The 26,852-nt window shown below is 72.3% G+C and carries 28 protein-coding genes, 1 tRNA gene and 4 pseudogenes; 14 read left to right on the top strand and 19 right to left on the bottom strand.

Annotation, left to right across the window (positions count from 1 at the left end):
- The first annotated feature begins 68 nt into the window (after window positions 1-68).
- Both cysS and rlmB read left to right on the top strand, forming a co-directional pair.
- On the top strand, window positions 69-1,463 hold the full coding sequence (gene cysS / locus WBK50_RS29820; protein ID WP_341338749.1) for a cysteine--tRNA ligase: 1,395 nt from the start codon (window positions 69-71) through the stop codon (window positions 1,461-1,463).
- A 49-nt stretch (window positions 1,464-1,512) separates the two neighbouring features.
- The gene (gene rlmB / locus WBK50_RS29815) at window positions 1,513-2,487 is read left to right on the top strand and encodes a 23S rRNA (guanosine(2251)-2'-O)-methyltransferase RlmB (RefSeq protein ID WP_341338748.1); all 975 of its coding nucleotides are present in this window, start codon (window positions 1,513-1,515) and stop codon (window positions 2,485-2,487) included.
- A gap of 63 nt (window positions 2,488-2,550) precedes the next feature.
- Here rlmB and WBK50_RS29810 read toward each other — a convergent pair whose 3' ends face one another.
- The 4 genes and pseudogenes from WBK50_RS29810 to WBK50_RS29795 form a co-directional block, all read right to left on the bottom strand.
- Window positions 2,551-3,402, bottom strand: a complete 852-nt coding sequence (locus WBK50_RS29810; protein ID WP_341339550.1) for a metal ABC transporter permease — start codon at window positions 3,400-3,402, stop codon at window positions 2,551-2,553.
- A 5-nt stretch (window positions 3,403-3,407) separates the two neighbouring features.
- Complete coding sequence (locus tag WBK50_RS29805) at window positions 3,408-4,244, bottom strand: metal ABC transporter ATP-binding protein (RefSeq protein ID WP_341339549.1); 837 nt, start codon at window positions 4,242-4,244, stop codon at window positions 3,408-3,410.
- Window positions 4,245-4,288: 44 nt separating this feature from the next.
- A complete protein-coding gene (locus WBK50_RS29800) occupies window positions 4,289-4,861 on the bottom strand; it encodes a metal ABC transporter solute-binding protein, Zn/Mn family (RefSeq protein ID WP_341338747.1) in 573 nt (190 codons plus the stop codon).
- An 83-nt stretch (window positions 4,862-4,944) separates the two neighbouring features.
- Window positions 4,945-5,217, bottom strand: a pseudogene (locus WBK50_RS29795) (metal ABC transporter solute-binding protein, Zn/Mn family); the annotation flags it as partial.
- Between the two features lie 140 nt (window positions 5,218-5,357).
- On the opposite strand from WBK50_RS29795, the gene WBK50_RS29790 reads away from it, so the two are divergent.
- Window positions 5,358-6,461, top strand: a complete 1,104-nt coding sequence (locus WBK50_RS29790) for a LacI family DNA-binding transcriptional regulator (protein WP_341338746.1) — start codon at window positions 5,358-5,360, stop codon at window positions 6,459-6,461.
- Between the two features lie 215 nt (window positions 6,462-6,676).
- On the opposite strand, the gene otsB is transcribed toward WBK50_RS29790, so the two are convergent.
- From otsB to WBK50_RS29775, 3 genes are read right to left on the bottom strand one after another with little or no spacing between them, the layout of a single operon-like run.
- The gene (gene otsB / locus WBK50_RS29785) at window positions 6,677-7,438 is read right to left on the bottom strand and encodes a trehalose-phosphatase (protein ID WP_341338745.1); all 762 of its coding nucleotides are present in this window, start codon (window positions 7,436-7,438) and stop codon (window positions 6,677-6,679) included.
- Entirely contained in the window at window positions 7,435-8,880 is a 1,446-nt protein-coding gene (locus tag WBK50_RS29780; RefSeq protein WP_341338744.1) for an alpha,alpha-trehalose-phosphate synthase (UDP-forming), read from the bottom strand. The genes otsB and WBK50_RS29780 overlap by 4 nt, the downstream gene beginning before the upstream one ends.
- A gap of 56 nt (window positions 8,881-8,936) precedes the next feature.
- Window positions 8,937-10,385 (bottom strand): threonine/serine ThrE exporter family protein, encoded by a 1,449-nt coding sequence (locus WBK50_RS29775; protein WP_341338743.1) that lies wholly within the window; start codon window positions 10,383-10,385, stop codon window positions 8,937-8,939.
- 89 nt (window positions 10,386-10,474) lie between these two features.
- Here WBK50_RS29775 and WBK50_RS29770 point away from each other — a divergent pair.
- The 3 genes from WBK50_RS29770 (at window position 10,475) to WBK50_RS29760 (ending at window position 12,209) form a co-directional block, all read left to right on the top strand.
- Window positions 10,475-10,549, top strand: a tRNA-Thr gene (locus WBK50_RS29770).
- Between the two features lie 243 nt (window positions 10,550-10,792).
- Window positions 10,793-11,245 (top strand): VOC family protein, encoded by a 453-nt coding sequence (locus tag WBK50_RS29765; protein ID WP_341338742.1) that lies wholly within the window; start codon window positions 10,793-10,795, stop codon window positions 11,243-11,245.
- Between the two features lie 508 nt (window positions 11,246-11,753).
- Entirely contained in the window at window positions 11,754-12,209 is a 456-nt protein-coding gene (locus WBK50_RS29760) for a GNAT family N-acetyltransferase (protein ID WP_341338741.1), read from the top strand.
- Window positions 12,210-12,309: 100 nt separating this feature from the next.
- Here WBK50_RS29760 and WBK50_RS29755 read toward each other — a convergent pair whose 3' ends face one another.
- From WBK50_RS29755 to WBK50_RS29740, 4 genes are all read right to left on the bottom strand, one after another.
- Window positions 12,310-12,606: an antibiotic biosynthesis monooxygenase family protein gene (locus WBK50_RS29755; RefSeq protein WP_341338740.1), complete on the bottom strand. Its 297-nt coding sequence runs from the start codon at window positions 12,604-12,606 to the stop codon at window positions 12,310-12,312.
- A gap of 417 nt (window positions 12,607-13,023) precedes the next feature.
- Window positions 13,024-13,341, bottom strand: coding sequence for a MoaD/ThiS family protein (locus WBK50_RS29750; RefSeq protein ID WP_341338739.1), 318 nt, complete (start codon window positions 13,339-13,341; stop codon window positions 13,024-13,026).
- Entirely contained in the window at window positions 13,338-14,453 is a 1,116-nt protein-coding gene (locus WBK50_RS29745; RefSeq protein WP_341338738.1) for a WD40/YVTN/BNR-like repeat-containing protein, read from the bottom strand. Before WBK50_RS29745 ends, WBK50_RS29750 begins: the two co-directional genes overlap by 4 nt.
- 126 nt (window positions 14,454-14,579) lie before the next feature.
- A complete protein-coding gene (locus WBK50_RS29740) occupies window positions 14,580-14,879 on the bottom strand; it encodes a Rieske (2Fe-2S) protein (RefSeq protein ID WP_341338737.1) in 300 nt (99 codons plus the stop codon).
- A gap of 343 nt (window positions 14,880-15,222) precedes the next feature.
- On the opposite strand from WBK50_RS29740, the gene WBK50_RS29735 reads away from it, so the two are divergent.
- Window positions 15,223-16,161, top strand: a complete 939-nt coding sequence (locus WBK50_RS29735; RefSeq protein WP_341338736.1) for a sensor histidine kinase — start codon at window positions 15,223-15,225, stop codon at window positions 16,159-16,161.
- A 58-nt stretch (window positions 16,162-16,219) separates the two neighbouring features.
- Here the strand turns inward: WBK50_RS29735 and WBK50_RS29730 are convergent, their stop codons facing one another.
- Entirely contained in the window at window positions 16,220-16,924 is a 705-nt protein-coding gene (locus WBK50_RS29730) for a PP2C family protein-serine/threonine phosphatase (protein ID WP_341338735.1), read from the bottom strand.
- 468 nt (window positions 16,925-17,392) lie between these two features.
- Between WBK50_RS29730 and WBK50_RS29725 the strand changes: the two genes are divergently transcribed.
- The 4 genes and pseudogenes from WBK50_RS29725 to WBK50_RS29710 all read left to right on the top strand — a co-directional run bounded on the left by WBK50_RS29725 (window position 17,393) and on the right by WBK50_RS29710 (window position 19,496).
- On the top strand, window positions 17,393-17,662 hold the full coding sequence (locus WBK50_RS29725) for a hypothetical protein (protein ID WP_341338734.1): 270 nt from the start codon (window positions 17,393-17,395) through the stop codon (window positions 17,660-17,662).
- Between the two features lie 340 nt (window positions 17,663-18,002).
- Window positions 18,003-18,671: pseudogene (locus WBK50_RS29720) on the top strand (alpha/beta hydrolase); the annotation flags it as partial.
- A 13-nt stretch (window positions 18,672-18,684) separates the two neighbouring features.
- A complete protein-coding gene (locus tag WBK50_RS29715) occupies window positions 18,685-19,101 on the top strand; it encodes an alpha/beta hydrolase fold domain-containing protein (protein WP_341339548.1) in 417 nt (138 codons plus the stop codon).
- A gap of 160 nt (window positions 19,102-19,261) precedes the next feature.
- Window positions 19,262-19,496: pseudogene (locus tag WBK50_RS29710) on the top strand (hypothetical protein).
- 13 nt (window positions 19,497-19,509) lie between these two features.
- On the opposite strand, the gene WBK50_RS29705 reads toward WBK50_RS29710, so the two are convergent.
- Window positions 19,510-20,001, bottom strand: a complete 492-nt coding sequence (locus WBK50_RS29705) for a pyridoxamine 5'-phosphate oxidase family protein (RefSeq protein ID WP_341338733.1) — start codon at window positions 19,999-20,001, stop codon at window positions 19,510-19,512.
- 52 nt (window positions 20,002-20,053) lie between these two features.
- Between WBK50_RS29705 and WBK50_RS29700 the strand changes: the two genes are divergently transcribed.
- Entirely contained in the window at window positions 20,054-20,554 is a 501-nt protein-coding gene (locus WBK50_RS29700; RefSeq protein ID WP_341339547.1) for a glycosyltransferase family 4 protein, read from the top strand.
- A gap of 12 nt (window positions 20,555-20,566) precedes the next feature.
- Here WBK50_RS29700 and WBK50_RS29695 read toward each other — a convergent pair whose 3' ends face one another.
- Window positions 20,567-21,229, bottom strand: coding sequence for an NADPH-dependent F420 reductase (locus WBK50_RS29695; protein WP_341338732.1), 663 nt, complete (start codon window positions 21,227-21,229; stop codon window positions 20,567-20,569).
- A gap of 151 nt (window positions 21,230-21,380) precedes the next feature.
- On the opposite strand from WBK50_RS29695, the gene WBK50_RS29690 reads away from it, so the two are divergent.
- Window positions 21,381-21,914 (top strand): hypothetical protein, encoded by a 534-nt coding sequence (locus tag WBK50_RS29690; protein ID WP_341338731.1) that lies wholly within the window; start codon window positions 21,381-21,383, stop codon window positions 21,912-21,914.
- A gap of 123 nt (window positions 21,915-22,037) precedes the next feature.
- On the opposite strand, the pseudogene WBK50_RS29685 reads toward WBK50_RS29690, so the two are convergent.
- Window positions 22,038-22,268: pseudogene (locus tag WBK50_RS29685) on the bottom strand (ankyrin repeat domain-containing protein); the annotation flags it as partial.
- Window positions 22,269-22,504: 236 nt separating this feature from the next.
- Between WBK50_RS29685 and WBK50_RS29680 the strand changes: the two are divergent.
- Window positions 22,505-23,284, top strand: coding sequence for a TetR/AcrR family transcriptional regulator (locus WBK50_RS29680; protein ID WP_341338730.1), 780 nt, complete (start codon window positions 22,505-22,507; stop codon window positions 23,282-23,284).
- A 186-nt stretch (window positions 23,285-23,470) separates the two neighbouring features.
- Here the strand turns inward: WBK50_RS29680 and WBK50_RS29675 are convergent, their stop codons facing one another.
- The 4 genes from WBK50_RS29675 to WBK50_RS29660 form a co-directional block, all read right to left on the bottom strand.
- Window positions 23,471-24,460, bottom strand: coding sequence for an LLM class flavin-dependent oxidoreductase (locus WBK50_RS29675; RefSeq protein ID WP_341338729.1), 990 nt, complete (start codon window positions 24,458-24,460; stop codon window positions 23,471-23,473).
- Window positions 24,461-24,543: 83 nt separating this feature from the next.
- Complete coding sequence (locus WBK50_RS29670; RefSeq protein WP_341338728.1) at window positions 24,544-25,434, bottom strand: SMP-30/gluconolactonase/LRE family protein; 891 nt, start codon at window positions 25,432-25,434, stop codon at window positions 24,544-24,546.
- A 309-nt stretch (window positions 25,435-25,743) separates the two neighbouring features.
- Complete coding sequence (locus tag WBK50_RS29665) at window positions 25,744-25,950, bottom strand: hypothetical protein (protein WP_341338727.1); 207 nt, start codon at window positions 25,948-25,950, stop codon at window positions 25,744-25,746.
- A gap of 66 nt (window positions 25,951-26,016) precedes the next feature.
- Complete coding sequence (locus WBK50_RS29660) at window positions 26,017-26,835, bottom strand: class II aldolase/adducin family protein (protein WP_341338726.1); 819 nt, start codon at window positions 26,833-26,835, stop codon at window positions 26,017-26,019.
- Between the last annotated feature and the right edge of the window lie 17 nt (window positions 26,836-26,852).

Below are 26,852 nucleotides of genomic sequence, written 5' to 3'. Positions count from 1 at the left end.
CGAAGCGGAACTCCTCCTCACGCCGCCCGCCCGCCCTCGCGGACCAGCGGTTCCGTAGTCTGGGTCACGTGAGCGTCCGACTCTTCGATACCGCGACCAGGGAGCTGCGTGACTTCGTCCCGCTGCGCGCCGGAGCCGTGTCGATGTACGTCTGCGGCGCCACGGTGCAGGGCCTGCCCCACATCGGGCACGTCCGCAGCGGGCTGAACTACGACGTGCTGCGTCGCTGGCTCACCCGCTCGGGCTACGACGTCACGCTGGTCCGCAACGTCACCGACATCGACGACAAGATCCTGCGCAAGGCCGCCGCCGCCGGCCGCCCGTGGTGGGAGTGGGCCGCGACGCACGAGCGCGCCTTCGCCGCCGCGTACGAGGCGCTGGGCTGCCTGCCGCCCTCGATCGAGCCGCGGGCCACCGGGCACGTGACTCAGATGGTCGAGCTCATCGGGCGCCTGATCGACGGCGGGCACGCCTACGTCTCGGGCGGGGACGTCTACTTCGCCGTCCGCACGTTCCCGGACTACGGCAAGCTCTCCGGACAGCGGGTCGACGACGTCGCGCAGGGCGAGGGCGAGTCCCGCACGAAGCGGGACCCGCTGGACTTCACGCTGTGGAAGGCCGCCAAGCCGGGCGAGCCGTCGTGGCCCACCCCCTGGGGCCCGGGCCGGCCCGGCTGGCACCTCGAGTGCTCCGCGATGGCGACGGCCTACCTCGGCCCGGAGTTCGACATCCACGGCGGCGGCCTGGACCTGGTGTTCCCGCACCACGAGAACGAGCGGGCCCAGTCGCAGGCCGCCGGGGACCCGTTCGCCCGGTACTGGCTGCACAACGGCTGGGTCACGATGGGCGGCGAGAAGATGTCCAAGTCCCTGGGCAACACGCTGTCCATCCCGGCGGTGCTCGAGCGGGTCCGCGGCGTCGAGCTGCGGTACTACCTGGTCGGTCCGCACTACCGTTCCGCGATCGAGTACTCGGACGCGGCGCTCGGCGAGTCGGTCGCGGCCTACCGGCGGATCGAGACGTTCGTGCACCGCGTGCGCGAGCGCATCGGGCTGCCGGGGATCGCGGAACAGGTGCCGGCGCAGTTCGCCGCCGCCCTGGACGACGACCTGGGCACGCCCGGCGGGCTCGCGGTCGTGCACACGACGGTGCGCGAGGGCAACGGCGCGCTGGACTCCGGGGACAGGGCCGGGGCCACGGCGGCGGCCGAGGCCGTCCGCGCGATGACCGCTGTGCTCGGCGTCGACCCGCTCGACGGCCGCTGGGTCACCGGCGAGCGCACGGACGACGCCGCGGCGGGCGCGCTCACCGCGCTCGTCGAGGAGTTGCTCGAGCGGCGGCAGGCGGCGCGCAAGGCGAAGGACTTCGCCGAGGCGGACGCCGTCCGGGACCGGCTGCTCACGGCCGGGATCGCCGTCGAGGACAGCGCGGACGGCCCCACCTGGTCGCTGAAGAACGCCTGACAAGACCGCTTTTCTCGTCACACCCCTACGGATTACGGACTCGATACACATGGCCGGCAACTCACGACGCCGCGGCGCGATGCGCAAGGAAGGCACGAAGAAGGGGCCTGTCGTCGGATCCGGCGGCCAGCGCCGTCGTGGCCTGAAGGGCAAGGGACCCACCCCCGCCGCCGAGGAGCGCAAGGGTCACCCCGCCGCGCGTCGCGCGGCGGGCAAGCAGGCCCGCGAGGAGCGGGCCCGGCACGCCAACACCCGGCGCCGCACCGGCGACGGAGACGCCCCGGAGACGGTCCTCGGGCGCAACCCGGTGCTCGAGTGCCTGCGCGCGGGCGTGCCCGCAACGGCGCTCTACGTCTCGATCGGCAGCGCCTCGGACGAGCGGATCGCCGAGGCGATCCACCTGGCCGCGGACGTCGGCATCTCGATCCTCGAGGTCCCGCGCAACGACCTGGACAAGATGTCCGGCGGGGCGCTGCACCAGGGCGTCGGGCTGCAGGTCCCGCCGTACGCCTACGCGCACCCGGACGAGCTGCTGGAGGCCGCCGCGGACTCCGGGACGCCGCCGCTGGTCGTCGCGCTGGACGGGGTGACGGACCCGCGCAACCTGGGTGCCGTCGTCCGCTCCGTGGGCGCGTTCGGCGGCCACGGCGTCGTCGTGCCGCAGCGCCGCGCGGCCGGGATGACGGCCGTCGCCTGGCGGACCTCCGCCGGCACTGCGGCCCGCGTGCCCGTCGCGCGCTGCACGAACCTCACCCGGACGCTGCGCGAGTACGCGACGGCCGGGCTGATGATCGCGGGCCTCGACGCCGACGGCGACGTGTCCCTGGACGACTTCGACCTCGCCGAGAGCGGGCTGGTCATCGTCACGGGCTCCGAGGGCAAGGGCCTGTCCCGGCTCGTCAGGGAGACCTGCGACGTCACCGTGTCGATCCCGATGGCCGGCCCGGTGGAGTCGCTCAACGCGGCCGTCGCGACCGGCGTCGTGCTCTCCGAGGTCGCGCGCCGCCGCCGCCTCGCACACTGAGGTGCCGGTGAGCGGAGATCGCTGTAGCTCCGCGGCGCCTTCCGGCGTAGCGGCGATCTCCGCTCACCGGCGGACGACGCCGCGGGTGCGGCCGACGACCCGGCACGCCAGGTAGGCGACGAACGCGATCGTCGCGACGTAGCCGGAGATCGACAGTCCCGGGGCCAGGGACAGGACCGTGCCGCCGAGCAGTGCGACCTCCGCGATCGCGACGGCCAGTAGCGTCGCCTTGAGCGGGCTCGACGTCACCCGCGCGGCCGCGGCGCCCGGGATGATCGTCACCGAGAGCACCAGGATCGCGCCGACGATCGGGACCGCCAGCGCCGTCGTCAGCGAGACGAGCACGGCGAACAACGGCGACAGCAGCCGGACGGGCACCCCGCGGGCGACCGCGACGTCCGGGTCCGTGCTTGCGAACAGCAGCGGTCGGTAGATCACCGCGAGCGTCCCGAGGACGACGACCGCGACCCCGCCGAGCACCCACAGGTTCGACGCGTCCACGGACACGATCGAGCCGGTGAGCAGCCCGAACTTGTTGGACGCGCGGCCGGAGTAGAGCCCGAGCAGCAGCACCCCGAGGCCCAGCCCGAACGCCAGCACGACGCCGATCACCGAGTCCCGCTCGCGCCGGCGCAGCCCGAGCGCCCCGAACACGAGCCCGGCGATCACCGCGCCGACGACCGCCCCGACGCTCACGCTGATCCCGAGCAGCAGCGCGGCGGCCGCGCCGGTGAACGCGAGCTCGGACGTGCCGTGCACCGCGAACCCCATGCCGCGCCCGACGACCAGCGGGGCGAGCACGCCCGCGACGAGGCCGAGGATCGCGGAGGCGAGGAGGGCGTTCTGGACGAACGGCAGGTCGAGGAGCTCGCCGGTGCCGTCGAAGCTGAAGAGCCTGCCCAGGATGTCGGTCATGCTGCTCACGCGTGCGCCTCGTGGTGGTGGTGATCCTGCGCGTGCTCGGCCCCGACCACCACGAGCCGCCCCCGCGTCCGCAGCACCTCGACGTCCGTCCGGTACAGCTCGGAGAGCGTCTCCGACGTCATGACCTCCTCCGGCGCGCCGATCCGGAACCGGCCGTCCACCAGGTACAGGACCCGGTCCACCAGCGGCAGCACCGGGTTGATCTCGTGCGTCACGAAGACGACCGCGGTGTCCGCGGTGCGCCGCCGCGCGTCGACGAGTTCGGTGACGGTCCGCTGGTGGGCGAGGTCGAGGGACAGCAGCGGCTCGTCGCAGAGCAGCACAGCCGGGTCCCCGACGAGCGCCTGCGCGACCCGTAGCCGCTGCTGTTCCCCGCCGGAGAGCCGCCCGACCGGCGACGCCGCGTACGACGTCGCGCCGACCGCGGCCAGCGCCGCCGCCACGCGCTCCCGCCGCTCGCGCCGCCCCGCCAGGCCCAACCCGAACGCCGGGCCGAAGCGGTGCCCGTCGAGCCCGAGCCCGACCAGGTCCGCCGCCCGCAGGGGCAGGTCCTCGGGCATCCCCCGCTGCTGGGGGATGTAGCCGATCCGGCCGCTGCCGCGCCGGGCCGGGTGGCCGTCGACCAGGACGGTCCCGGAGTCCAGGGGCTGCAGCCCGAGCAGCACCCGCAGCAGCGTCGTCTTGCCCGAGCCGTTGGGGCCGAGCACGGCGACGAACTCGCCGGGGTGCACGTCGAGGTCCAGACCGTCCCAGAGGACACGCTCGCCGAAGCGGATCCGCGCGTCGCGCAGGCTGACCGACGGGGCCCGCCCGGGGATGCTCACGGGACCCATTGTCGTCGTCGCTCCCGCGCCCTCCGCGGCGGGGACCAGGGCGGTCACGCCGTCCCGTCCAGCGCCGCGGCCAGGGCGTCGATCTGCGAGGACTGCCAGGCGACGTAGTCGTCGACACCGGCGGGCAGCGTCTCGGTGACGGACACGACCGGCACCCCGGCCGCCTTCGCCGCGTCCTCGACCCGGGTCGTCGTCGGGCTCTCGGTCTGGCTGTTGGAGACCAGCGCCTTCACGTCCCTACCGGCGACGAGCCTCGTGGTCTCGTCGAGTACCGCGGCGGGCGGGTCGTTGCCCTCCTCGACGGCCTTGGAGAACTCCTCGGGCGTCGCGTTGACCAGGCCTGCCGCCTCGATCTCGTAGAGCGGTACGGGCTCGGTCACCGCAACCCGGCGGCCCGCGTGCTGCGCCTTGATCGCCTCAAGCTTCGAGGTGAGGCCGGCGACCCTGCCGTCGAAGGCCGTGGCGTTGGCGGTGTAGGCCGCCGCGTTGGCCGGGTCGAGGGTGCCGAGGTCCTTCGCGATCTGGTCGGCGACCTTCCGCACGGTCGGCAGGTGGTACCAGACGTGCTCGTTGAACCCGCTGGAGCCGGCGGCCTGCTCCAGCCCGGAGACCTGCACGGCGTCGACGATCGTCGGGAGCTCCCCGCCGAGGCGACGAGCTTGGTGGCGAAGTCGTCGTACCCGCCGCCGTTCATCACGACGAGCTTCGCCTGGGCGACGGCCGCGGCGTCCGCGGGCCGGGACTCGTACTCGTGCGGGTCCGCGTCCGGGCTGTCGATGACCGACGTCACGGAGACGTGCTCGCCGCCGACGGCGCGGACGACGGCGCCGTAGACGTTCGTGGAGGCGACGACCGGAACGGCCCCGTCGGCCGGCGCGCCGCTCCCGGCGTCGTCCGAGGATCCGCAGGCCACGACGGCCAGGGAGAGTGCGGCGACGCCGACGAGGACCGTCAGGGGGCGACGCAGGATCATGGAGGGCTCCGTATCAGCAGATGCGCATGTCTGTATTGAAAACCATTGTCAATTCACTCTAGCGTGTGTCTCCCGCGGTCGTCGCGCCCCCGCCGGGCGCGGACTACCGGTGCGGGACCGGCGGCGGCTACGGTTCGCACATGACCGGGGCCCCCCACGTGCGTCGTCCGGCGACCTTGGCGTCGCTGGCGGCGAAGCTCGGCGTCTCGCGCACGACCGTCTCCAACGCCTACAACCGACCGGACCAGCTCTCCGCACCGCTGCGCGCCAAGGTGCTCGAGGCCGCTCGCCGGCTCGGCTATCCGGGGCCGGACCCGGTGGCGCGCTCGCTGCGCACCCGGCGCGCCGGCGCCGTCGGCCTGCTCCTCACCGAGGCGCTGTCCTACGCGTTCCGGGACCCGGTGGCCACCGGGTTCCTCGAAGGTCTCGCGCTGGCCTGCGAGAAGGCCGGGCAGGGGCTGCTGCTGGTGCCGGTCAGCCCGGAGCACGCGGACGTCGCCGCGGTGCACCAGGCGGGCGTCGACGGGTTCATCGTCTACTCGGTCAGCGAGGACGACCCGCACTTCAGGGCCGTCCTGGAGCGTCCCGTTCCGACGGTGGTGTGCGACCAGCCCACGGGCGTCGAGGGCGTGGACCGGGTGAGCATCGACGACCGCGCGGGCATGCTCGCGCTGGGGCGGCACCTGACGGCGGCCGGGCACCGCCGGGTCGGCGTGCTCTGCATGCGGCTCGGTGCCCACCGGCACGACGGGCCCGCGGACATCGAGCGGCAGGAGACCACGACCTATCCGGTGCAGCAGGCCCGGCTCGGCGGGATCCGGGACGCGCTGGCCGAGGTCGGTGTGGACTGGGCGGACGTGCCGGTCTACGAGCGGTTCGAGCACAGCGTGGAGGCCGGCGAGTCCGCGGCCGCGGAGCTGCTCGCCGCCCATCCGGACATCACGGCCGTCGTCTGCACGTCGGACATCCTCGCGATGGGCGCGCTCCGGCACGCCGCGGACGCGAAACTCTCGGTCCCGGGCGACCTCACGGTCACCGGCTTCGACGGCATCCCGGACGCCGACCGGGTCGGCCTGACGACCGTCCGCCAACCGTTCCGCAAGAAGGGGCAGATGGCGGGCGAGCTCCTCCTGGAGCGCGGGGACCGCACGAGGCCCCGGCATCTCGTGCTGCCCACCGAACTGGTCCTCGGGACGACGAGCGGGGAGCCCCGCGCCGCCGAACGGTTCTTCTCCGGCTGGTAGGTGAAGATCGTGCGCGGAAACCGTTGCCAGGGCGACGTCTTCCGCACACGACCCAGGGAGTGTCCGAGGGATCTCCAGCCGGCCCGCGCCGCCCCAGGCGGCGCCCCGCGGCGTTCTCGTCGGCGCCGATCCAACACCGGGATCGGCCCCTCCTCGGCCTTGCGGTGCATCCACCCGGAACGCCGCGGACGCGGCATGGATCCCTCGGACACTCCCTAGCGCCGGCGGAGCCGGGCCAGCTCGGTCAGGAGGGCGGCGACGTCCTCCGGTCCGTCGACCCGGTGGGCGGCGGCGGTGTCGCCCTCGCCCACCTTGATCCCCACGTCGCCCGGCCGCAGCCTCGTGAAGACGGTCTCGTCCGTGACGTCGTCCCCCGCGAAGAGGACGGCGTCCGGGCGCAGCCGCTCGCGCAGGAGGTCGACCGCGGCGCCCTTGCTCACCTTGAGCACCGCCAGGTCGATCACGGCCTTGCCCTCGGTGGAGTCCACGCCGCCCCACGTCCCGACGCCCGAGCGGACCGCGGCGAGCACCCGCTCGCCGACCTCCGGCGGCGCGTTGCGCACGTGCACCGCGACCCCGGCCGGCTTGTGCTCCAGCTCGGCACCGGGCTCCCCGGCGACCAGCTTCTCCAGCGCCTCGGTCATCGCGTCCTTGAGCGCCGCCTGGTCGTCGTCGAGCAGCGAGCCGCCGCCCTCGACCAGCCCCTCGCCGAACTCGCCACCGTGGCTGCCGACCATCCGCACCGGCGTGGCGAAGCCGGAGACCGCCGCCAGGTCCGCGAGCCCGCGCCCGGAGACGAGCACGACGGAGATCCCGGGCAGTGCCGCCAGCTCCCGGATCGCCGCCGCGGCCGCCGGGAGCGGCCGGGCCTCGGACGGGACGAGCACGATGGGGGCGAGGACGCCGTCGAAGTCCAGGGCGACGAGCAGCGTCTCCAGCCCGGCGAGACGCTCCAGCTCGGCCTGCAGCTCGGTCACGTGCGCGGCTCCGGGTCGAGGCCCAGGGCCTCCAGGAACGAGCGTGCCCACCGGTCGACGTCGTGGGTCAGCACCTGCTTGCGCAGCGTCCGCATCCGCTTGCGCCCCTCCTGCGGGCTCATCGTGAGGGCCGCGTAGAGCGTCTCCTTGACCCCGTCCGTGTCGTGCGGGTTGACCAGGAACGCACTGGTCAGCTCGGCCGCGGCGCCTGCGAACTCGGACAGGACGAGCGCGCCACCGAGGTCGTGCCGGCAGGCGACGTACTCCTTGGCGACGAGGTTCATGCCGTCCCGCAGCGGGGTCACGAGCATGACGTCCGCGGCCAGGAAGAAGGCCGCCAGCTCGTCACGCGGGAGGGACTGGTGCAGGTAGTGCACCGGCGGGTGCCCGACCGTCGCGTACTCGCCGTTGATCCGACCGACGGACTGTTCGATGTCGTTGCGCATCTTCTGGTAGTGCTCGACGCGCTCCCGGCTCGGCGTCGCGAGCTGCACCATCACCGCGTCCTCGACGCTCACCCGGCCCTCCTCCAGGAGCTCCTCGAACGCGCGCAGCCGGACGTTGATGCCCTTCGTGTAGTCCAGCCGGTCCACCCCGAGGATGACCTTCTCCGGGTTCCCGAGGTCCTCGCGGACCTGCGCCGCGCGCTTGATCACGGCGTCCGTGCGGGACAGCTCGTCGAGGTTCGCGGAGTCGATGGAGATCGGGAAGGCGCCCATCTTCACGGTGCGCCGCCCGACCGTCACCTCGTTGCGGCTGCGTACCGGCGCCGCGCCCGCGAGGTGGGTGGCCAGCCAGCGGAAGTTCCGGACGCCGCCGGGGGTGTGGAAGCCGATCAGGTCCGCCCCGAGCAGCCCCTCGACGATCCGGGCGCGCCACGGGAGTTGCATGAACAGCTCCGTGGGCGGGAACGGGATGTGCAGGAAGAAACCGATCTTCAGGTCCGGCCGCAGCTCGCGCAGCATCGCCGGCATCAGCTGCAGCTGGTAGTCCTGGATCCAGACGGTGGCGTTCTCGGCCGCGATCGCGGCCGTCGCCTCGGCGAAGCGCTCGTTGACCGTGCGGTAGGCCCGCCACCAGTGCCGATGGAACGCCGGCGGCGCGACGACGTCGTGGTAGAGCGGCCAGAGCGTCCCGTTGGAGAAGCCCTCGTAGTAGTCCTCGACCTCCTGGGCGGAGAGCCGGACGGGGTGCAGCTGCAGGCCGTCCTCGACGAGCGGCTCGACGTCGACGTCCGGGACGCCCGGCCAGCCCACCCACGCGCCGTCCCGGGCCCGGAGCATCGGTTCGAGCGCGGTCACCAGGCCGCCGGGGCTGCGCTTCCAGCGCTGGCCACCGTCCGGCAGCTTCTCCAGATCGACGGGGAGCCTGTTCGCGACGACCACGAAGTCCGCGGGCGGGTGCTCGTCCTTCTTCTTGGTGTCCCCGGTGCTGCGTGTCACGTGCCCCTCCTCGTCCCCCGACGACCCAGGGGGCCGGCGGATCCGTGGGGCAGAGCCTACTGTCGCTCCCCGTCCGAGGGGGGGTCCGCGGAGTCCGGACCGTCCTGCACGTCCGCCGGATCCGTGAGCGGGTTCAGCCGGCGCGGGCGCGTCAGGAAGTCCCCGAAGGTCACCCCGGCGGCCAACGCGAGGCCGATCGCCGCGGCGACCGAGATCGTGACCAGGCCTTCCGACAGTCCCTCCACCGCCAGCTGGTAGAAGCCCCGGTACGCGGTGAGGCCCGGCAGCAGCGGGGTGATGCCCGCGAGCGTGACGACGAGCGAGGGCACCTCCCTGGTCCGGCGCAGCAGGCCTGCCGCGGCACCGACGACGATCGCCGCGGCGCCGGTCGCGGCGATCGGGCCGAGGCCGGCGTACTGCGTCAGCGCCCGGTAGACGCCCCAGCCCGCGGCGCCCGCCGCGCCGCCGATCACGAGGGACCGCCACGGCGCGTACCCGGCGAGGGCGTACCCGCCGGCCGCGACGGAGGCGACGACCACCGAGACCCAGTACCGCCCGATGCTCCCCGAGACGTCACCGGACACCTCGAGCGCGACGTCGACCGCGAAGCCCAGCCGCAGGCCGAGCACGACGCCCGTCAGGAGCCCCGCGGACTGCAGGGCGATCTCCGCGACCCGGCCCGCCGCAGTGACGTAGTAGCCGGAGATCGCGTCCTGCACGGTACCGACGACGGACAGCCCGGACAGCAGCACCGTGATGCTCGCGGCGACGACCAGCGACGGCTTCGTGCCCGGCGGGAACAGCCCGAGGGCGAGCAGCCCGACGGTCGAGGTGGTGGCCAAGAATCCGCCGACGACCTGCTGGAAGAACGCCGGTAGGCCGGCCCTGCTCAGAATTCGGCCGATCCGGTCGATGAGCCCGGTGACGACGAACGCCGTGACGGCCGTGATCGGGCCGCCGCCCAGGATCACGGCGATCGAGGCGGCCAGGGCGGCCCAGCCGGCCGTCGCCGCCCACCGCGGGTAGGGGTGCTTGGCCGCGACTGCCTCCGAGAGCGCGACGGACGCGATCCGCACGTCCGTGCGCCCGGCCTCCAGGTCCGCGACGACCCGGTCGACGGAGGCGAGCCGCGTGAGGTCGAGCGTCCGGTAGCTGACCAGCCGCATCGACGTGACGGGCGACGCCGCCATGCCGCGGTGGCAGCAGATGGTGATCGAGGTGAACGTGATGTCCACGTCGACGGCCGAGAGGCCGCAGATCGAGGCGAGCCGCAGCATCAGGTCGGTGACGGCGTCGACGCTCTCCCCGCTGGAGAGCTGCACCTCCCCGACCCGCATGCAGAAGTCGAGGACCTGCTGAACCCGCGCGTCGTCGGGCACCTTCGGCCCGACCATCAACATCGGCACCGTCGGCGGTCCGGCGGCGAGCAGCCGCCGGGCGTCGCGTCGCAGAGCACCCTTCAGGCGGTTCGCCAGGCGCTCGGCGCTGTTGAGCTCGTCCACCACGGCGCCAGGTTCCCATCCGGGGGCGTAGCCGGTCGGAGCCGGGGTTCGGGGATTACGATGCGTGCTGGCCCGGTCCGTGGACGGGGCACGCCGGTGTAGCTCAGTGGTAGAGCAACCGCCTTGTAAGCGGTAGGTCGTCGGTTCGATCCCGACCTCCGGCTCCAGGCCTGACCAGCCGGGATGCACGAGTTGAGATCGAGCGGGGTCGATTCCGTGGCACGAGATCCGGCACGAGTGGGCGGTGTCGGCCTGCGACACGGGTCGTTCCGGGGGCGGCAAGGCCTGCGCGAGAGGCGACATCGAGACGGCCTGGTCGCCACTGGAGTCGCGCTGGAGGGTCAGACGAACGCCCACCCGGGCTGTACCTCGGTTGCGGCGTGGTCCATGTGACCAATAGGACTGGTCACATGGCGTTGAGTTGGAAGCTGGTCGTCGACAGCACGAACGCGTCCGCCCTCGCGGACTTCTGGGCTGCGGCCCTGGAGTACGAGGTGGAAGACCCCAGTGCGCTCGTCGAACAACTGCTGACCGCCGGCCGCATCGGCGCGGAGGCGGTCGTCGAGCATCACGGCCGCAAGACCTTCCGCGGCTACGCCGCGATCCGCCACCCCGAGGACTCGTTCGACCGGACCAGCGGCGTCGGCGCCGGCCGGCGGCTGCTGTTCCAGGACGTGCCCGAGCGCAGGTCCGGCAAGAACCGCCTGCACATCGACGTTCACAGTGAGCCCGGCGGCCTCGACAAGCTGGTGGCCCGGCTGGAAGAGCTGGGGGCAACCCGCGTCCGCGAGGTCGACAAGGGACCTGCCGGGCACTGGTGGATCATGCAGGACCCCGAAGGCAACGAGTTCTGCGTCGCGTAGGCCGGGCCGCGGCCTGTCGTGGAGACGTTGATCCTCTGCGGGATCGGCGGATGCCGCGGCCCTCGCCCGGGTGGCAGTGTCCGGCCGGCGGGGTGGTGGGCCAGGGTGGCGTCCCACAGACACAGGGGGTGATCGCGTTGATGACCACGGCGTCCACGGAGCTCGTCGGCTGCACCACACCCATCCAGCAGGCGCCGATGGGGGCATCTCGACCCCGGTGCTGGTGGCGGCGGTCAGCCGGGCCGGTGGGCCGGGCGCGATCGCCCTCGGGGCCCGGATGGACGCGATGACCGCCGAGACGCGGGTGGCCGCGCTGACGCGTCTGCTCGAGCTGTCGGCGTGATGCAGGTCGTGAGACAAGATCGTGTCGACGGACGTTCTCAGGGTGCCCGGAAAGGTCGGCACCGTTGCTGCTGCCGGTGCTGGATGCCCTGGGAGGGGACTATCGCCGGCCCACCCGGACGGCAAGTGCTACCTACAGGAGGGGTGCGGCATGACGTGTCCAGACGTGCACCTACGGGAGATCACCGACGACAACCGGGATGCGGTTCGTGCCCTCCGCGTCGCACGTGAGCAGAAGCAGTTCGTCGCCTCCGTGCGCAAGTCGCTCAAGGAGGCGGCAGCGACGCCGGAGGCCAATCCCTGGTACCGCGCCGTGTACCGCCGCGACGAGCCGGTCGGCTTCGTGATGCTGTCGTGGAAACCTCCGGCCGGTCCTTTCAAAGGGCGGCACTTCCTCTGGCGCCTCCTCATCGACAAGCGGTACCAGAGGCGCGGGATCGGCTGGGAGGTGCTGACACAGATCACCGATCTGGTTCGAGCCGATGGCGCCACCCAGCTGCTGACCAGCTACGAGCCCGGCGAAGGCGAACCCTGGCCCTTCTACCGGCGATTCGGCTTCCAGCCCACTGGTGAGATCGACGACGGCGAGATCGTCTTACGGCTCACGCTGTCCGCTCGATGAGCCACCGACATCCTTGTCGTCGGCGCTGCGCGCGGGCCTGTCTGGTGACCGGCCGTGACTGCGCAGGTCGAGGGCGCGGGCGGTGTCCACCCACGGGGCCTCAGGTTCGTGCGTCGGTCACCACCTCGTACCAGGCCATCTCGCTGCGACCCTCCTGCAGGCCGTCCATCCGCTTGCGGGTTTCGGCGAAGGTCTCGTCCCCGTGCCAGGCCTCCCAGTCCGCGCGGCTCTCCCACGTGCCGATCACCGTCCGCCTGTCGGGCCTGTCGAGGGGGATGGTCAGCTGGCCACCGATCCAGCCGGGCCGGTCCCGCGCCGCCGACAACCTGTCCCGCATGGCCGCGTCCCATTCGGGCTCGCTGCCGGACTTCAGCGTGACCTCTGTGATGACGGTCATCATGTTCGTCACTTCCCGTCGATGCTCGCGTCGGAGGAGAACGGCTCGGACGTGGGGTACCACCTGGCGGCCGGTTCACGCGACCTTGATACCCCTCCGGTGCTGGCGGACCGTGCGTGACGGTCCGCTGCCGCCTCGCCCTACCCGGGCCCGTGGGACACGCCGGGCGTGCCGGTGGTCGTCGGGAACACCTTCGACCCGGCCACCCCGTACGCCAGCTCGGAGCGGACGGTCCGGGAAGCTCGCGGACGGGCACCTGCTGACGGTGCAGGGCGTGGGCCACACCGAGCTGTTCAACCCGAGCCGCTGCGCGCAGGACCGCATCACGTGGCTATCTGGTGGACGGCACGGTCCCGCCCGAAGGCACGACCTGCGCGCAGGACAGCCCGGCCTTCCCCCGAGCTGACGCTCCTGCCCCTACCCGCCGGCCATCGCCCCGACGATCAGCAGCGGCTCCGTCCCCCGGCTCACCGCCTCGGGCAGCGGGGCGTCGGACGGGTCGTGGGAGAGGTCCTCCTCGCAGGCGAAGAACCGTACGAAGGCGCGGCGGCGCTGCGTGCCGTGCTCCCGGATCGCGCCGCGCAGTACCGGGTAGGTGAGCTCGATCGCGTCGAGCACGGCGCCCAGCGTGGCCGGGCCCTCGACGTCGACGCGCACCTCGCCGTCGACGTGGGCGAGGCGGCGCAGGTGCGTCGGCAGTTTGACCCTGATCTCCGTCCGGCCGCTTCCGCTCATGGCAACGTCTGGACCTCGACGGAGAGCACGGCGGGGAGGTCGCGCACGATCGGCGCCCAGCTGTCCCCGGAGTCCGGCGAGGCGTACACCTGCCCGCCGGTCGTGCCGAAGTAGACGCCGCACGCGTCGAGGCCGTCGACGGCCATGGCGTCGCGCAGCACGTCGACGTAGCAGTGCTCCTGCGGCAGCCCGCGCGTGAGCGGCTCCCACTCGCCCCCGCCGGTGCGGCTGCGGTAGACGCGCAGCCGCCCCTCCGGCGGGAAGTGCTCGCTGTCGCTGGTGATCGGCACGACGTAGACGGTCTCCGGCTCGTGGGCGTGCACGTCGACGACGAAGCCGAAGTCGGTCGGCAGGTTCCCGCCGATGTCGTGCCAGCTGTCGCCGCCGTCGTCGGAACGCATGACGTCCCAGTGCTTCTGCATGTACACCGTCTCGGGCCGCGACGGGTGCAGCGCGAGCTTGTGGACGCAGTGCCCGACCTCGGCGTCGGGGTCCGGGATGCCCTCGCTCACCAGGCCGCGGTTGACCGCCCGCCACGTCTTCGCGCCGTCGTCGGTCCGGAACACCCCGGCCGCGGAGATCGCGACGAGCATGCGGTTCTCCTCGACCGGGTCCGGCAGGATCGTGTGCAGGCACATGCCGCCGGCGCCGGGCTGCCACTGCGGCCCGGAGCCGTGCTCGCGCAGGCCCGGCAGCTCCGACCAGCTGCGGCCGCCGTCGACGGTGCGGAAGAGAGCGGCGTCCTCGACACCGGCGAGGACGGTGTCGGGGTCGGTCCGCGACGGTTCCAGGTGCCACACCCGCGCGAACTCCCAGGGATGGGCCGTGCCGTCGTACCACTGGTGGGTGCCCGGGACGGTGCCGTAGCGGAACTCGTTGCCGACCGGCTCCCAGGTGCGGCCGCCGTCGTCGGAGCGCTGGATCTGCTGGCCGAACCAGCCGCCCGACACCGAGGCGTAGATGCGTTCCGGGGCCGCCGGCGAGCCCTTCAGGTGGTAGACCTCCCAGCCGGGGAAGAACGGCCCGTTCACCTCCCAGTCCGACCGTGCCCCGTCCGCGGTGAGCACGAACGCGCCCTTGCGGGTGCCGACGAGAACTCGTACGCCAGTCATGCGATCTCCTCGAGCCGACGAACTCCTGCCCCTAGGACTGCGCCGCCGCCCGGAACTCATCGGACACGCGGTTCTGCCCCGGTACGCGGTGCACCGGGGCAGGGGGAAGCCTTCCTCGTCGCGGCCTCAGCCGTCGCCGGTCAGCCGGATCTCCCCGTCGACGACGACGATCGCCCGCGGCCGCAGCGGCTCGGCGGCGGGCCCGCCGGCGACCGAGCCGTCCGCGATCCGGAACCGGCTGCCGTGACAGAAGCAGCTGATCAGGCCGGCGGCCACGGCCCGCACCGCGCATCCCCGGTGCGGGCACGTCGAGTCGAAGGCGAGGAACGTGCCCTCGACCGGCTGGGTGAGCACCACCCCGTGCGCCGCGAGGATCGTCCCGCCCCCGACCGGGACCCGGTCCGTCGTCGTCAATGCTTGGGACACCCCGACCCCGTCCTCCCGGCAGCGTGTCGCGGGCTGCCAGCGTAGACAGAGGTGCGGGGCGGCGCCTCCCGGCCGCGTGACGCGCGATCGAGACGATCGACGCCGGTCAGGCCCGGGCGGTTGCCGGCAGGGCAGCCGAGGACGGGCGGTCAGGTCGATCTGGGCGACGAGCGGCCGACGCCGCATCGAGCTGACGGGTCGAGGATGCCGCCGCGCTGCGGGCCCGGGGCGACGAGGTGAGGACGGATCGCCCACGTACCAGGGCACAGGGAAGGCACGGGCGGGCCCCTGTCGGTACAGTGGCGGCCAGGGGAGCTGCGAGGTAGGACGGGATCAGCTAGTCATGACCATTGTCGCAGACGGCCGGCCCCACGGTTCGTTCGAGCACCCGGCGCTCCTGTACTCGGGCGTGCAGGACTACCTCGCCGGAACCGTCCCCTTCGTCCTCGAAGGTCTCGCCGCCGGCGACCCCGTCGCGGTGTCGGTTCCCCGGCCGAACCTGGACCTGCTGCGGGCCGAGCTGGGCTCCGCGGCGGAGCGGGTGCGGATGCTCGACATGGGCGAGGTCGGCCGGAACCCGGGGCGGATCCTGGCCGAGGTGCTGCACGCCGCGGCGGACGAGCACCTGGACCGGCACGTGCGGATCATCGGGGAGCCGATCTGGGCCGGCCGCACGGAGCTGGAGTATCCGGCGTGCCTGCAGCACGAGGCGTTGATCAATCTGGCGTTCCGGGGCCGGCGGGTCACCATCCTGTGTCCGTACGACGCCGACGGTCTGGACCCGGCCGTCCTGGCCGACGCCGCGCAGACCCACCCCGAGCTGATCGAGCGCGGGACGACGCGCAGCAGCGACGCCTACGCCCCGGACCGGGCGGCCGCACGGAGCAACAGCCCTCTGCCGCAGCCGAAGTCCGCGGCGGTGTTCGCCTTCGACGCGTCCCGGCTCAGCGCCGCGCGCCACTTCGCCAGGAGTGAGGCGCAGCGTGCCGGGCTCGACGAGCTCCGGCTCGACGACCTCGTGCTCGCGATGGGCGAACTCGCCGCCAACAGCATCCGCCACGGCGGTGGACACGGCACCCTGCAGGTCTGGACCGACGACGGCCTGGTCGTCGGCGAGGTCCGCGACAACGGCCGGCTCGACGACCCGCTCGTCGGCCGGCGGCGTCCCGACCACGCCCGGCTCAACGGCCGCGGCCTGCTGATGGTGCACCACCTCGCCGATCTCGTGCGGACCTACACCGGCCCGGAAGGCACGACGACCCAGGTGTACCTGCAGCTCTGAGCGCGGTCACCCGGCCGGCCGCTCGGGCCGGGCCGGCGCCGCCCGTCGCGACGCTCGGTCACCCGGATGACGGCGGGACGCGCAGGGCCAGCAGCGCGATGTCGTCCTTCGGGGCGGGGGCGAACTCGTCGATGCGCGCGACGGTCGACCCGACGATGCTGTGCGCGCTCGCGGTCCGCGCACGGGTGAGGAGCCGAACCAGGCCCTCCCCGCCGAACCGGCCGTCGTCGACCGCGGTCTCGGTGAGCCCGTCCGTGTGGAGCAGGAGGGCCTGCCCGGCCTCGAGCCGGACCCGGCAGACGGCGAACTCCGCGTCGGGGACCGCACCGACGAGCATTCCCGTGGTGGCGGCCCGGACCTCGGTGACGTCGCATCCGTCGCCTGCGGCCCGGGCGACGATCTTCAGCGGGGCCTCGTGGCCGCCGGTCCCGAGCGTGACCGTGAACGTGTCCGCCTGTTCGGGGTCCGGGTCGAGGACGCCGAACACGACGGTGGCGAATCGGTAGCGGGCGACCGGGTCGTCGAGCAGCGCGGTGTTGAGCTCGGTGAGCACGGTGATCGGGCCGGGGTCGTGGGCGGCGGCGGAACGCAGGGTGTAGCGGGTGAGAGAGGTCAACGCCGCCGCGGGAGCCCCGTGGCCGCAGACGTCGCCGAGGAAGAAGGCCCAGCGACCGTCGGGCAGGGAGAACACGTCGTAGAAGTCGCCGCCGACGTTGTGCCGGGACGCGGTGTAGTAGTGGCAGGCCAGTTCCAGGCCCGGCACGTGCGGCAGCGTGGGCGGCAGCAGGGTCTGCTGCAGTGTGGAGGCGAAGACCTCGATCTCCTCGCGGTGCTGATCGGCCTGCTCGCGGAGCTTCCCGTTCGATCCGGACGGTCCGCAGCGCGGCGAGGCGTAGCTCGAGTTGCTCCATCACGACGGCGGCGAGGTCCTGCAGGGTGGCGAGATCGGCCGCGCTGATCTCCCAGGGGCGGGTGTCGAGAACGCAGACGGTTCCCAGCCGCTACCCGTCCGGGGTCGTGATCGGCGCCGCGGCGTAGAACTGGATCCCGGCTCGCGGTGGACGAGAGGGTTCGCCGCGGTACGGGGGTCGCGCAGGGCGTCGTTGATGACGTACGGACCGAATCGGCCGATCGCCGTGAAGGGCTTGGTGTTACCGAGAGTATCGGAGGACTCTGTCTGCCCTCGACATGAGCCCGCGAGAAGGGAACAGTCATGCCCTACGGCCGATGCGTGATCTACTCGTTCGACGGCGACGCCCAGGAGGTCACGGAGAAGGCCAGGGCGGGCATCTTGCCGATCTTCAAGCAGCAGCCGGGCTTCCTCGCCTACGGCACGATCATCCAGGACGGAAAGATCGTCTCGCTCAGCGCGTGGAACACGGAGAGCGACGCCAGGGCCGCCGACGACGCAGCGAGGCAATGGGTGTCGGAGAACTTGAACACCAAGGTCCTCGAAAGTCACATGGGCGAATACGCATGGCTGGAGTTCGCCCAGCACTGATTCGCAGCCGCAGCGCCTGGTCCACGGTTCCGGCGCCACCCGTGAGGTGGACGTTCTTGTCGCCGGCCGCCACCTTCGCCTGCGCGATCGCGGCGCCGGCGCGGGTGAACACCTCCTCCCCGTGCCGGGTGGATGCTGCGCCGCGCCTCAGGGCGCAGGACGAGGGTCTCGCCGCGTGGACGCCCTCCTCCCGCAGCGTTGACGGCATGTGTGACCCACCGCATACTCGCGCGACGGTTCCAGGGGTCCGTCGAACCGACGCGACCCCGGGCGCCGCTCTGCCGCAGGCCGGGGGACGTGAGCGGCACGACCACGATGAGCATCTCGACGAGGAGTGCGCATGAGTACTGACACATCGGTGAGCGCCGGCGCGGCGTACGTCGCGCCCGGGCGGCTGGGCGACCCGGACCTGACGCTGGGGACGGATCCGCGCGCCGACCCCCGGATGGTCGCGGTGCTGTCCGGGCTCGGGCTCGGCGTCCACGCCGAGGGGGCGCCGCTCTCGCCCACCGCGAGTCGCGAGGAGCTCCTCGCGTTCGTCGGCGCCGTCGAGGAGGGCTTCGAGGGCCTCTTCGCCGCCTTCGCCGAGGGCTGGCCGCCGCTGACGGGGGTCGCCTCCGAGGTGATCACCATCGAGGGGCGGGACGGCAACGAGATCCGGCTCCACGTGCACCGCCCGACGGAGTCGGACGGACCGCTGCCGTGCATCTACCAGGTCCACGGTGGCGGCATGGTCATGCTCGGCGCCGAGGGCCCGATCTACCGGCGGTGGCGGGAGGAGCTCGCGGCGGCGGGCTCGGTCGTCGTCGGGGTCGAGTACCGCAACGGCGGGGGCGTGCTCGGACCGCACCCCTTCCCCGCCGGCCTCGAGGACTGCGCGACCGGGCTGCGATGGGTCGCGGCGCATCTCGACGACCTCGGGGCGTCGAACGTCGTCGTCACGGGAGACTCGGGAGGCGGCAACCTCGCGCTCGCCCTGGCGCTCAAGGCCAACCGCGAGGGCTGGGTCGGGGAGATCGCGGGTGTCTACGCGCAGTGCCCGTACATCCTCGGCGACTGGACCGACGCGCCGGCGGAGCTTCCCGTCGTTGCAGGAGAACGACCGGTACTGGCTCAACCGGAGCCTGTTCCCCCTGCTCGCGGAGGTCTACGACCCCGGGTCCGCGAACGCCGCGGACGCGACGTGCTGGCCCTACCGTGCGAAGGCCGAGGACCTGCAGGGTCTTCCACCCCACGTGATCTCGTGCAACGAGCTCGACCCGCTCCGGGACGAGGGCCTGGCCTACCACCGGCTGTTGCTCGCGGCCGGGGTCAGCTCGGTGGGGAAGATCAACCTGGGCCTCTGCCACGTCGGCGAGATCCTGTTCCGGGCGGCGATGCCCGACGTCTACGCCGAGGCCGTCCGTGACGTGACCGGCTTCGCCCGCTCGCTCGCGTAGGGCCTCGCCCGCAAGTGCCCTCCGGTCCCGTTCGCGGGCCGGAGGGCGTGCGTCGCGGCCACCGGGATCGCGCCGTCGTCGCGGAGACCTGTCGCCGCTGCCCGCCGGTACTCCGGAAAGATGGCCTGCACAGGACCCGGCGGCCCAGGGAGCGGATCTCGTGACGGACGAGGAACTGGTCGTCGAGTTCGCGCTCACCCGCCTGGACAACGAGGAGCTCGACCTGGACGAGATCGCGGCGCTGGTCGTGCGCCGGATGGGCCGGGACCGGATGCTGCATCTCGCCTCGCAGAACCTCGCCGTGCGGGGCGAAGCTCCGGGCGGCCGCGTTCGAGGCGGCCGTCGAGTACGTGCTGTGGACGGTGCTGAAGCTCCGGGACGATCCGGACGAGTAGGCCGGCCCGGAGGTCAGTGCTTCCGGATGACCCGCTCGGCCTCGCCCACCCGCCAGACCGTGACGTCGAGGTGGTCCCCGCCGACCTCGACCGCCGACGCGCCGACGACGTCCGCGGCGAAGAAGTTCTCGAACTTCTGGCCCCGCAGGTCGAAGCCGGTCTCCGCGAACAGGGCCTCGGCGTAGCGCTGGTGCAGCGCCTCGTCCCGGACGTCCTCGACGAACCCCCAGACCTTCGCGTCGCCGTCGGTGACCTGGGTGTCGACCGTCGCGGTGTGCAGGGTGAACCGCGGGTCCCGGACCAGGTCCCGGAACTTGGCCGTCCCGGGCATCCCCCCGATCCACAGCTGCCCCTCGAAGAACCGCGGCTCCATCGGGCTGATCCGTGGGAACCCGTCCGGCCGCAGGGTGCCGAGCATGCACAGGTTGCCGGTCGCGGCGTGGCGGCGGATGAAGATCTTCGCGATCCGGGGGGCGACGTCGGCGAACTCCTGCCAGGTGGTCATGCGGGCGACGCTAGGGCCGAACCCTGACACCTCGTGTCAGGGATGAGCCGAGATCCCGGACCGGCGGGGAGGACAACCTCCCGCCCGAGGGGGAGCGGACTACGAGAAGCTGGCCGCCGGGGCGTCCAACGTCCGGTTCCTCGGCCGGATCTCCGACGAGGACCTGCACGACCAGTACGACCGCAACGACGTCGTCACCCTCCCGTCGGTGACCCGGGCCGAGGCCTTCGGGCTGGTCGTCCTCGAGGGGATGGCCGCCGGGTGCGTCCCGGTCGTCTCCGACCTGCCGGGCGTGCGGGACCTGGTCGCGGGGGTCGGCGTCGTCGTCCCGACCCGCGACCAGGACAGCCTGCGCACCGCGCTGCTGGAGCTGGCCGCGGACCGCACGGCGCTGCGGGCCGCGAGCCGCAAGGCCCGGGCCAAGGGTGAGAGCCTGAGCTGGGACGCCTGCGTCGAGCGCTACGAGCGGGTCATGCTCGACACCGTCGCCCGCCTCGGCCGCCCGCTCCGCCGCGCCGGACGCCGGGCCGTCGCCGCGGCCCTCGCCGCCTGATCCACCCGGCCGTCACGCCGCGCGGAAGTCCTCCGGACGCTCGCGCGGCGCCTCGGCGAGCGCCTTCTTCGTGTCCTCGACGCCGTAGTCCTTGCCGTAGACCGGGGTCCCGGGCTGCTGGCGCCAGGACTCCTCGAGCGTGCCGCCGTCGACCGGGTCGAAACCGAGCTGGTCCACGAGCTCGAAGACGAGCTGCTTGCCCGGGCCGTCCTCGCCCGCGATCGGCAGTGCGATCCGTCCGGCGGTGCCCGCCGGCACGCCCCGCTCGAGCAGGTGCTTCCACCAGATGCCGTTGAAGACCTTGACCACCGGGGAGCCGAGCTGCTCGGCGACCCACACGCTCTCCGGGGTGCCGTCCTCGATCGCGGCGATGCGGCCGTCGCGCTGCTGCGGGTAGTAGTTGTTCGTCTCGATCACCGGGGCGCCGGGCTTCGCCTTCGCGACGATGCCGGCGTCCAGGTCCGGGACGTTCTTCTGCGGGATGCTGACGATCACGACGTCCGCGTGCGTCGCGGCGTCGGCGGCCCAGACGGCCGTCGCGCCGGTCTCGGCCGCGAGCTCCGCCAGGGTCTCGGGGTCACGCGAGTTCGCGACCCGCACCTCGTGGCCGAGCCCCGAGAGCATCCGGGTGAGGGTGCCGCCGATCTGTCCCGCACCGATGATTCCGATCTTCATATCGTCGCCAACCCGGGTGGTGGAGGTGGCATTCCCGGATGATCATGCAGGGTGGTCAGAGGGCCAGGGCGTCGACGACCTTCTGGCGTCCGGGGCGCGCCGCATCCGGCGCTCGTGCAGGATGGGACACCGGCCGACGGGAGGGACGGGGATGACACAGGTGGTGATCCAGCCGTCCTACGGCCTGCCCAGGTTCCGCCGCCACTGGGCGGACACCCTGGACCAGCCGGTCCCTTTCACAGAACAGCGGTACGCGTCGGCGCTCAGGCCGGCCGAACGCCGCGCCCTCGACGCGCTCCATCCCTCCGGGACCGCGCACTTCTGGGGGACGACGGCCAAGCACGACCGGCGGATGTGCCGGCTCGGGACCGGCGACGTCGTCCTGTTGACCGGGCAGAAGCACGTCCTCGCCGTCGGCGAGGTGGGGCTGAGCTTCCGGAACCCGGCCTTCGCGGAGGCACTGTGGCGGCCGGATCCGGCCGCCTGCAGCTGGGACAACGTCTACAGTCTGCTCGACCTGCTGCAGGTACGGATCCCGTACGAAGCGGTGTGGGCCCTTCCCGGTTTCAACCCGGGGGACAACTTCATGGGCCTGCGCTTCCTGGACCGGCAGAAGGGTGAGGCCGTGCTCTCCGGACTGGGGATCACGACCGGGACGGCCGGCCCGGGCCTGGCCGTGGCCTAGCGGTCGCCCTCCGGCGCCAGGAGCTTCAGCATCTCCGGGAAGCTCGAACATCCGCGCGGTCGCGAGGGCGGACTGCGCGCCCTGCTCCGGGTCCGCACCCGCTGCGAGCAGCGCCTTCACGGCATCGACGGAGTTCCGGAACGTCGCGGCCGTCAGGGCGCTCTGCCCGCGGTCGTTGACCCGCGCCGGGTCCGCGCCGCGCTCGAGCAGCGCGGCGACCGTGTCTGCGTGCTCGTTATACGCCGCCAGGATCAACAGGGTGTCGCCCTTGGCGTCGGTGAGATCGACCGGGAGGCCGGCGTCCACGTAGGCGGCGAGCTGTGCGGTCTCACCCTCCCGGGCGAGATCGAGCATGCGGTGGGCGAACGCCACCGCCTCGTCCTCGGGCGCACTCTGCTTCCACGGTTCGTCCTGCTCCGGTTCCACGGGGAACAGCGTACGAGGAACCCGGCCCCGTCGCCGGTCGTCGCATGGCAGGTCGGTGGCGCCGGGGACTCAGTGAGCGGTGCATACGTGCGGGCCACACGTATCGCGCACCCAACTAAGCGCATAGTTGCCTACCCGGGAGGGCACTGTCAGAATTCGACCTGATGGCCCGCCTGTCCGAAGTAAGCGGGAATCCATCGTTGCCGAGTTTAGGGGTGGGCGTGGCGAGAAGGCGGCCAGGAGCGTTCGACAGCGTCTCGCTCGACGACCCGCAACTGCAAGACGATTCGGCCGAGCTGTGGGACGACAGCTACGGAAAGGTGGCCCGGCAGCTGCTGACGGCGGCCACCCGCTGCTACGCCTCGAAGGGCTTCCAGGCGACCACGACGCGGGACATCAGTCGAGGCGCGGGCTTGAGTCCGGCGGCGATGTACGTCCACTTTCCGTCCAAGGAGGCGATCCTGATGGAGATCGCCCGCACCGCCCATGAGAAGGCCCTCGACGGCCTGAGGGAGGTCGACCACGGCAACCCGGTGGAGCGGATCTGGAACGTGGTCTACCGGCACGTGTCATGGAACGCCCGGTACCACGTGGCGGCGAGGGTGGCGCAGTACGAGTTGGCGAATCTGACGCCGGAAGACTACGCGGCGATCCGCGAGATCCGTCGGGCCACCACCCGCGTCTATCGCGAGGCGGTCGCCGGCGGCATCGAGGACGGGGTGTTCGTGCCGATCGACGTCAAGCGTGTGGTGCGCGGCATCATCGCGCTGGCCATCGACCCGGTCCGGTGGTACCGGTTTGAAGGCTCGGACAGCCCCGAGCAGCTCGGGGAGTTCTACGCGGGTCTCGCGCTCGCGATGCTCACCACTGCGCCGCCGGCCCCGGGCAGGGGCGCGGTCCGTCCGGCCGTCGCGGGGGCGGCGACCGCGTCCGTACGCGACTGATCCGGCCACGGGGCAGGTTCGCCGAACAGACAGGAGCCGCCGAGAGCCACCTCCGGGCGAGCTACCGGGTGGCGTGGTGGACGATCTCGGCTCGGCCACGACCACAAGGCCGACGTCACCTCCAGGTGACGTCGGCCTCGTCGTCAGTCCCGGGCCCGGGCTCCGGCGCCCTCACCTCGACCCGTCTCAGGCGGACGCTGCCTCGAAGAACCTCTCCAGCTCCGACCGGATGTCGGGCCCGCACGGCTGGAACACGATCTCGGTGACCCCCTTCGCGGCGAGGTCGTCCAGGCGGCGCCGGACCTGGTCGCGAGTCCCGGTGATCGTCGCCTCCTGCAGGATCACGTGGCCGCCTGCATCCCATGCCGCCTGATCCGCCACGTTGAGCTCGACGCAGTGGCCGGCGTGAAGCGTGAGATGCCGATGCTCGAGGGGCGTCTTCTCCACGACGTCCATCCACTCCGGGCCACCCGGAAGTCCGCGCACCGCGTCCGGCCCGCCGAACTCGTAGGCGCCGTGGTAGGCCAACGCCCAGCCAGGACCGCCCGCGACACGGGCGTGCTCGGAGTTGAAGGCCTCCCCCTCGTCGAGCACCGTGCCCCACGCCAGGTACGGCACCCACGAGTACTCGCTCATGAACTCCGGCAGCTGCAGAGTCACGTACAGGCCGTCCCCGAGCTCACTGGCCACCTTGTGCCCCTTGGGGCCGAGCGCACCCACGAGAATCGGGACATCGACCGGTCGGGCCGGGGCGTGTCCGTCGGGATGCAGCATCTGCATCTGGGCGCCCTCCCACTCGATCACCTCGCCGCGGAGAAGCCCGCGGTAGGCCCGGATGTAGGAGTCCATGAACGCCCACGTGATCGCGCCGTACCCCATGGCGCGACGGCCGGTGAAGCCGGTTCCGAAAGCAATCGCGACGCGGCCCGGGGCGAGCGCGGCGAGGGTGGCGGTCGCGGCGGCGTTGACCATCGGATGACGCAGGCTGGGAACCAGCACACCGGGGCCGAGCCCGATCCGCTCGGTCCGCTCGGCAGCCAGCGCGAGAGTCATCCACACGTCCGGGCTCTGTTGCGGTGTGTCGTAGACCCAGGCTCGGTCGTAGCCCAGTCGCTCGGCCAACGCGATGTTGTCCGGCGAGTCCAGGGCGGTCGGGAAAGCGCAGGACACCTCCATGGGTCCTCCATTTCGCAGATCGGGTGTTAAGGGGACGCGCGGAGGTCCAACGCCACCGCCTGAGGGAGTCACGATCAGACGGTCTACGGAAGACCACCGTGCGGGACGTCGACCTTGACCGCCAGGAGCTGGGCTTCGCGGACCGGGCGACGCTCGTGCTCTGCGAACGAAGGCGCAGCACACAGGAACAGGGTGCGGCCGTCCTCGCCGCCGAGCATGCAGGCGAAGACTCCCATCCCGGTCGGGATCTCATCGACGATCTCGCCGCCCTCCCGGACCCGGATCACGCGGGCGTGGAGCGCGTCGGCCACCCAGATCGCCCCCTCCGCATCCGCGCAGATGCCGTCGGGACCGACCTGGAGCCGTTCGACGGCCTCGCCCACATCATCGGTCTGCGGTGTCTCGCCGAACTGCGCCCATACCCGTCGGTTGCCCAGCCCACCGTCCTCGCCGATGTCGAAGGCGGTGATCCGCCCGGCGAACGTCTCGGCGACGAGGAGCACACCCCCGGGCAGGATCACCATGCCGTTGGGGAAACCCAGGTCCTCGGCCACCGTGGTGACGGTCCCGTCCGGATCGACCCGGGTGAGCGTGGCGTAGCGCAGCGGCGCGCCGCCCATGAGGTCGAACCCGAAGTTGCCGACGAAGGCGCGTCCCGACTCGTCGACGACCATGTCATTGGGCATGCCGGACACAGCTCCGGACAGATCAGCATGCTCACTCAGCTGACCGGCATCGTCACGCGCCAGGATGCGGTGATCGCGCATCGAGACGATGAGTGCGCGTCCGTCGGGAAGGAATCCCAGGCCGGACGGCTGGCCGGGAACCTCGGCGATGACCTCGGTACTGCCGCGACCGTCGGTCGCCACGACCTGATTGGTGTAGAAGTCCGAGACCCACAGACGGCCGTCTCGCCATCGCGGGCACTCCAGGTAGGAGTACCCGTCCAGTACGACCGACAGCTTGCGAACCATTGACTGTCCCTGCGTCATTCTGACCTCGTTCCCGTACGTCGTTGTCGGTCCTGGGGGAGCGGTGTCGCTCAGCGAACAGCTGCGGCGTGAAGGACTCCACGAGGCCGGTGACCGTGCGACCGCTCCAGCGGGTGGCAGTGACAGAGCGCATAGTTACTGAGCGCCCCTGCTGTGTCAAGCGCCACGCGTGACCGCACGCGACCTGACGTTCACGCGGATCGCGATTCGCCCGGACGACGCCCCCGCGCGGAGAGCTGGCGCGCCGCGCGGGGAGGGGCGGCGCCGTGGTGGCGCCGCCCCTTCCGGAGGTCAGCCGCGGCTGGCGTGGGCGGCGGCGAGGCTCATCGCCCGCAGGCCCTGAGCTTCCCTCTCATAGGTCGCGTCGGCGTCGGTGATCAGCTGCGCGGCGGAGGTGACCGCGTGCAGGACCCCACCGGCGGTGCGGTCCCCACCGGAGATTAAGTGGTCGGGGCTCGCGTCCTGCTGCTCGCCGGTGAACCGCAGCGCCTTGCCCACGTGCTCCAGGGTCTCGGTCGGCGTGGTGACCTCGACCCCGGCGGCGGCGGTGACCTCGGCGCCCTCCTAGTCGAACAGGTCCGGGTCCGTGCGCACGATCTCGTCCCACAGCGGCTGGAAGGAGAACCAGCCCGCGTACGGGCTCCCGGTCTGCTGACGGGTGAAGCGCGCGTTCTCCGGATCCACGAGCTTCGGTGTCCCCGCCGCCTCCGCCAGCAGCTGGGCCTGGGCGTTGCGCTCCATCTGCACGAACCACCAGGCGGCCTCGGCAACCGTCTCGCCGACGGTGAAGATCCCGTGGTTCTGGTGGATCGCGGCCCGCTTGTCCCCGAGGCCCTTCGCGAGCAGGCGCGCGGCCTCCTCGTCGACGACGACGGCTCCCGCCCCCTCCGTGACGACGACGTGGTTCTCGTAGAGGGCACACGCGTCCTGGGTGATCGGGTCCAGCACCCGGCCGAGCGACGACCACGCCTTCCCGTACACGGAGTGCGCGTGACAGGCGGCGACGACGTCCGGCCGCGCCTCGTGCACCGCGGAGTGGATCACGAATCCGGCCCGGTTCACCGGGCGGTTCCCCCGGCGGACGGTGCCCTGGTGGTCGACGAGGAGCAGGTCCGAGACGCGGATGTGCCGGAACGACATGCCGAACGGGTTCACCCAGAACATGTCCGGGTCCTCGGGGTCCCGCACCGTGATGTGCCCGGCGATCCCCTCCCCGAACCCGAACCGGCCGAAGATCCGGAACGCCCCGGCGAGCTGCTGCTTGCGATGCAGCCGCTCCTCCTCGACCGTCGCGAAGACAGGCGGCCGCGGAAGCGAGATGCCCTCCTGGCTCGGCTCGAAGGAGGGCATGGAGGCGGGCGCGGGCGACGTCGGAGCAGCCATTCCTCGACGGTGCGCCG

Origin of the sequence: Pseudonocardia sp. T1-2H, from assembly GCF_038039215.1 — a bacterium.
In the GTDB taxonomy this organism is placed as follows: Bacteria; Actinomycetota; Actinomycetes; order Mycobacteriales; family Pseudonocardiaceae; genus Pseudonocardia.
This window is presented reverse-complemented; position numbering and strand designations above follow the sequence as displayed.

Excerpts from the sequence above, each read along its gene's own strand:
- rlmB (WP_341338748.1), top strand. The coding sequence starts at position 1,513 with ATGGCCGGCAACTCACGACGCCGCGGCGCGATGCGCAAGGAAGGCACG.
- WBK50_RS29810 (WP_341339550.1), bottom strand. The coding sequence starts at position 3,402 with ATGACCGACATCCTGGGCAGGCTCTTCAGCTTCGACGGCACCGGCGAG.
- WBK50_RS29805 (WP_341339549.1), bottom strand. The coding sequence starts at position 4,244 with ATGGGTCCCGTGAGCATCCCCGGGCGGGCCCCGTCGGTCAGCCTGCGC.
- WBK50_RS29790 (WP_341338746.1), top strand. The coding sequence starts at position 5,358 with ATGACCGGGGCCCCCCACGTGCGTCGTCCGGCGACCTTGGCGTCGCTG.
- WBK50_RS29765 (WP_341338742.1), top strand. The coding sequence starts at position 10,793 with ATGGCGTTGAGTTGGAAGCTGGTCGTCGACAGCACGAACGCGTCCGCC.
- WBK50_RS29755 (WP_341338740.1), bottom strand. The coding sequence starts at position 12,606 with ATGACCGTCATCACAGAGGTCACGCTGAAGTCCGGCAGCGAGCCCGAA.
- WBK50_RS29750 (WP_341338739.1), bottom strand. The coding sequence starts at position 13,341 with ATGAGCGGAAGCGGCCGGACGGAGATCAGGGTCAAACTGCCGACGCAC.
- WBK50_RS29745 (WP_341338738.1), bottom strand. The coding sequence starts at position 14,453 with ATGACTGGCGTACGAGTTCTCGTCGGCACCCGCAAGGGCGCGTTCGTG.
- WBK50_RS29735 (WP_341338736.1), top strand. The coding sequence starts at position 15,223 with ATGACCATTGTCGCAGACGGCCGGCCCCACGGTTCGTTCGAGCACCCG.
- WBK50_RS29705 (WP_341338733.1), bottom strand. The coding sequence starts at position 20,001 with ATGACCACCTGGCAGGAGTTCGCCGACGTCGCCCCCCGGATCGCGAAG.
- WBK50_RS29695 (WP_341338732.1), bottom strand. The coding sequence starts at position 21,229 with ATGAAGATCGGAATCATCGGTGCGGGACAGATCGGCGGCACCCTCACC.
- WBK50_RS29690 (WP_341338731.1), top strand. The coding sequence starts at position 21,381 with ATGACACAGGTGGTGATCCAGCCGTCCTACGGCCTGCCCAGGTTCCGC.
- WBK50_RS29680 (WP_341338730.1), top strand. The coding sequence starts at position 22,505 with ATGGCCCGCCTGTCCGAAGTAAGCGGGAATCCATCGTTGCCGAGTTTA.
- WBK50_RS29675 (WP_341338729.1), bottom strand. The coding sequence starts at position 24,460 with ATGGAGGTGTCCTGCGCTTTCCCGACCGCCCTGGACTCGCCGGACAAC.
- WBK50_RS29670 (WP_341338728.1), bottom strand. The coding sequence starts at position 25,434 with ATGGTTCGCAAGCTGTCGGTCGTACTGGACGGGTACTCCTACCTGGAG.
- WBK50_RS29660 (WP_341338726.1), bottom strand. The coding sequence starts at position 26,835 with ATGGCTGCTCCGACGTCGCCCGCGCCCGCCTCCATGCCCTCCTTCGAG.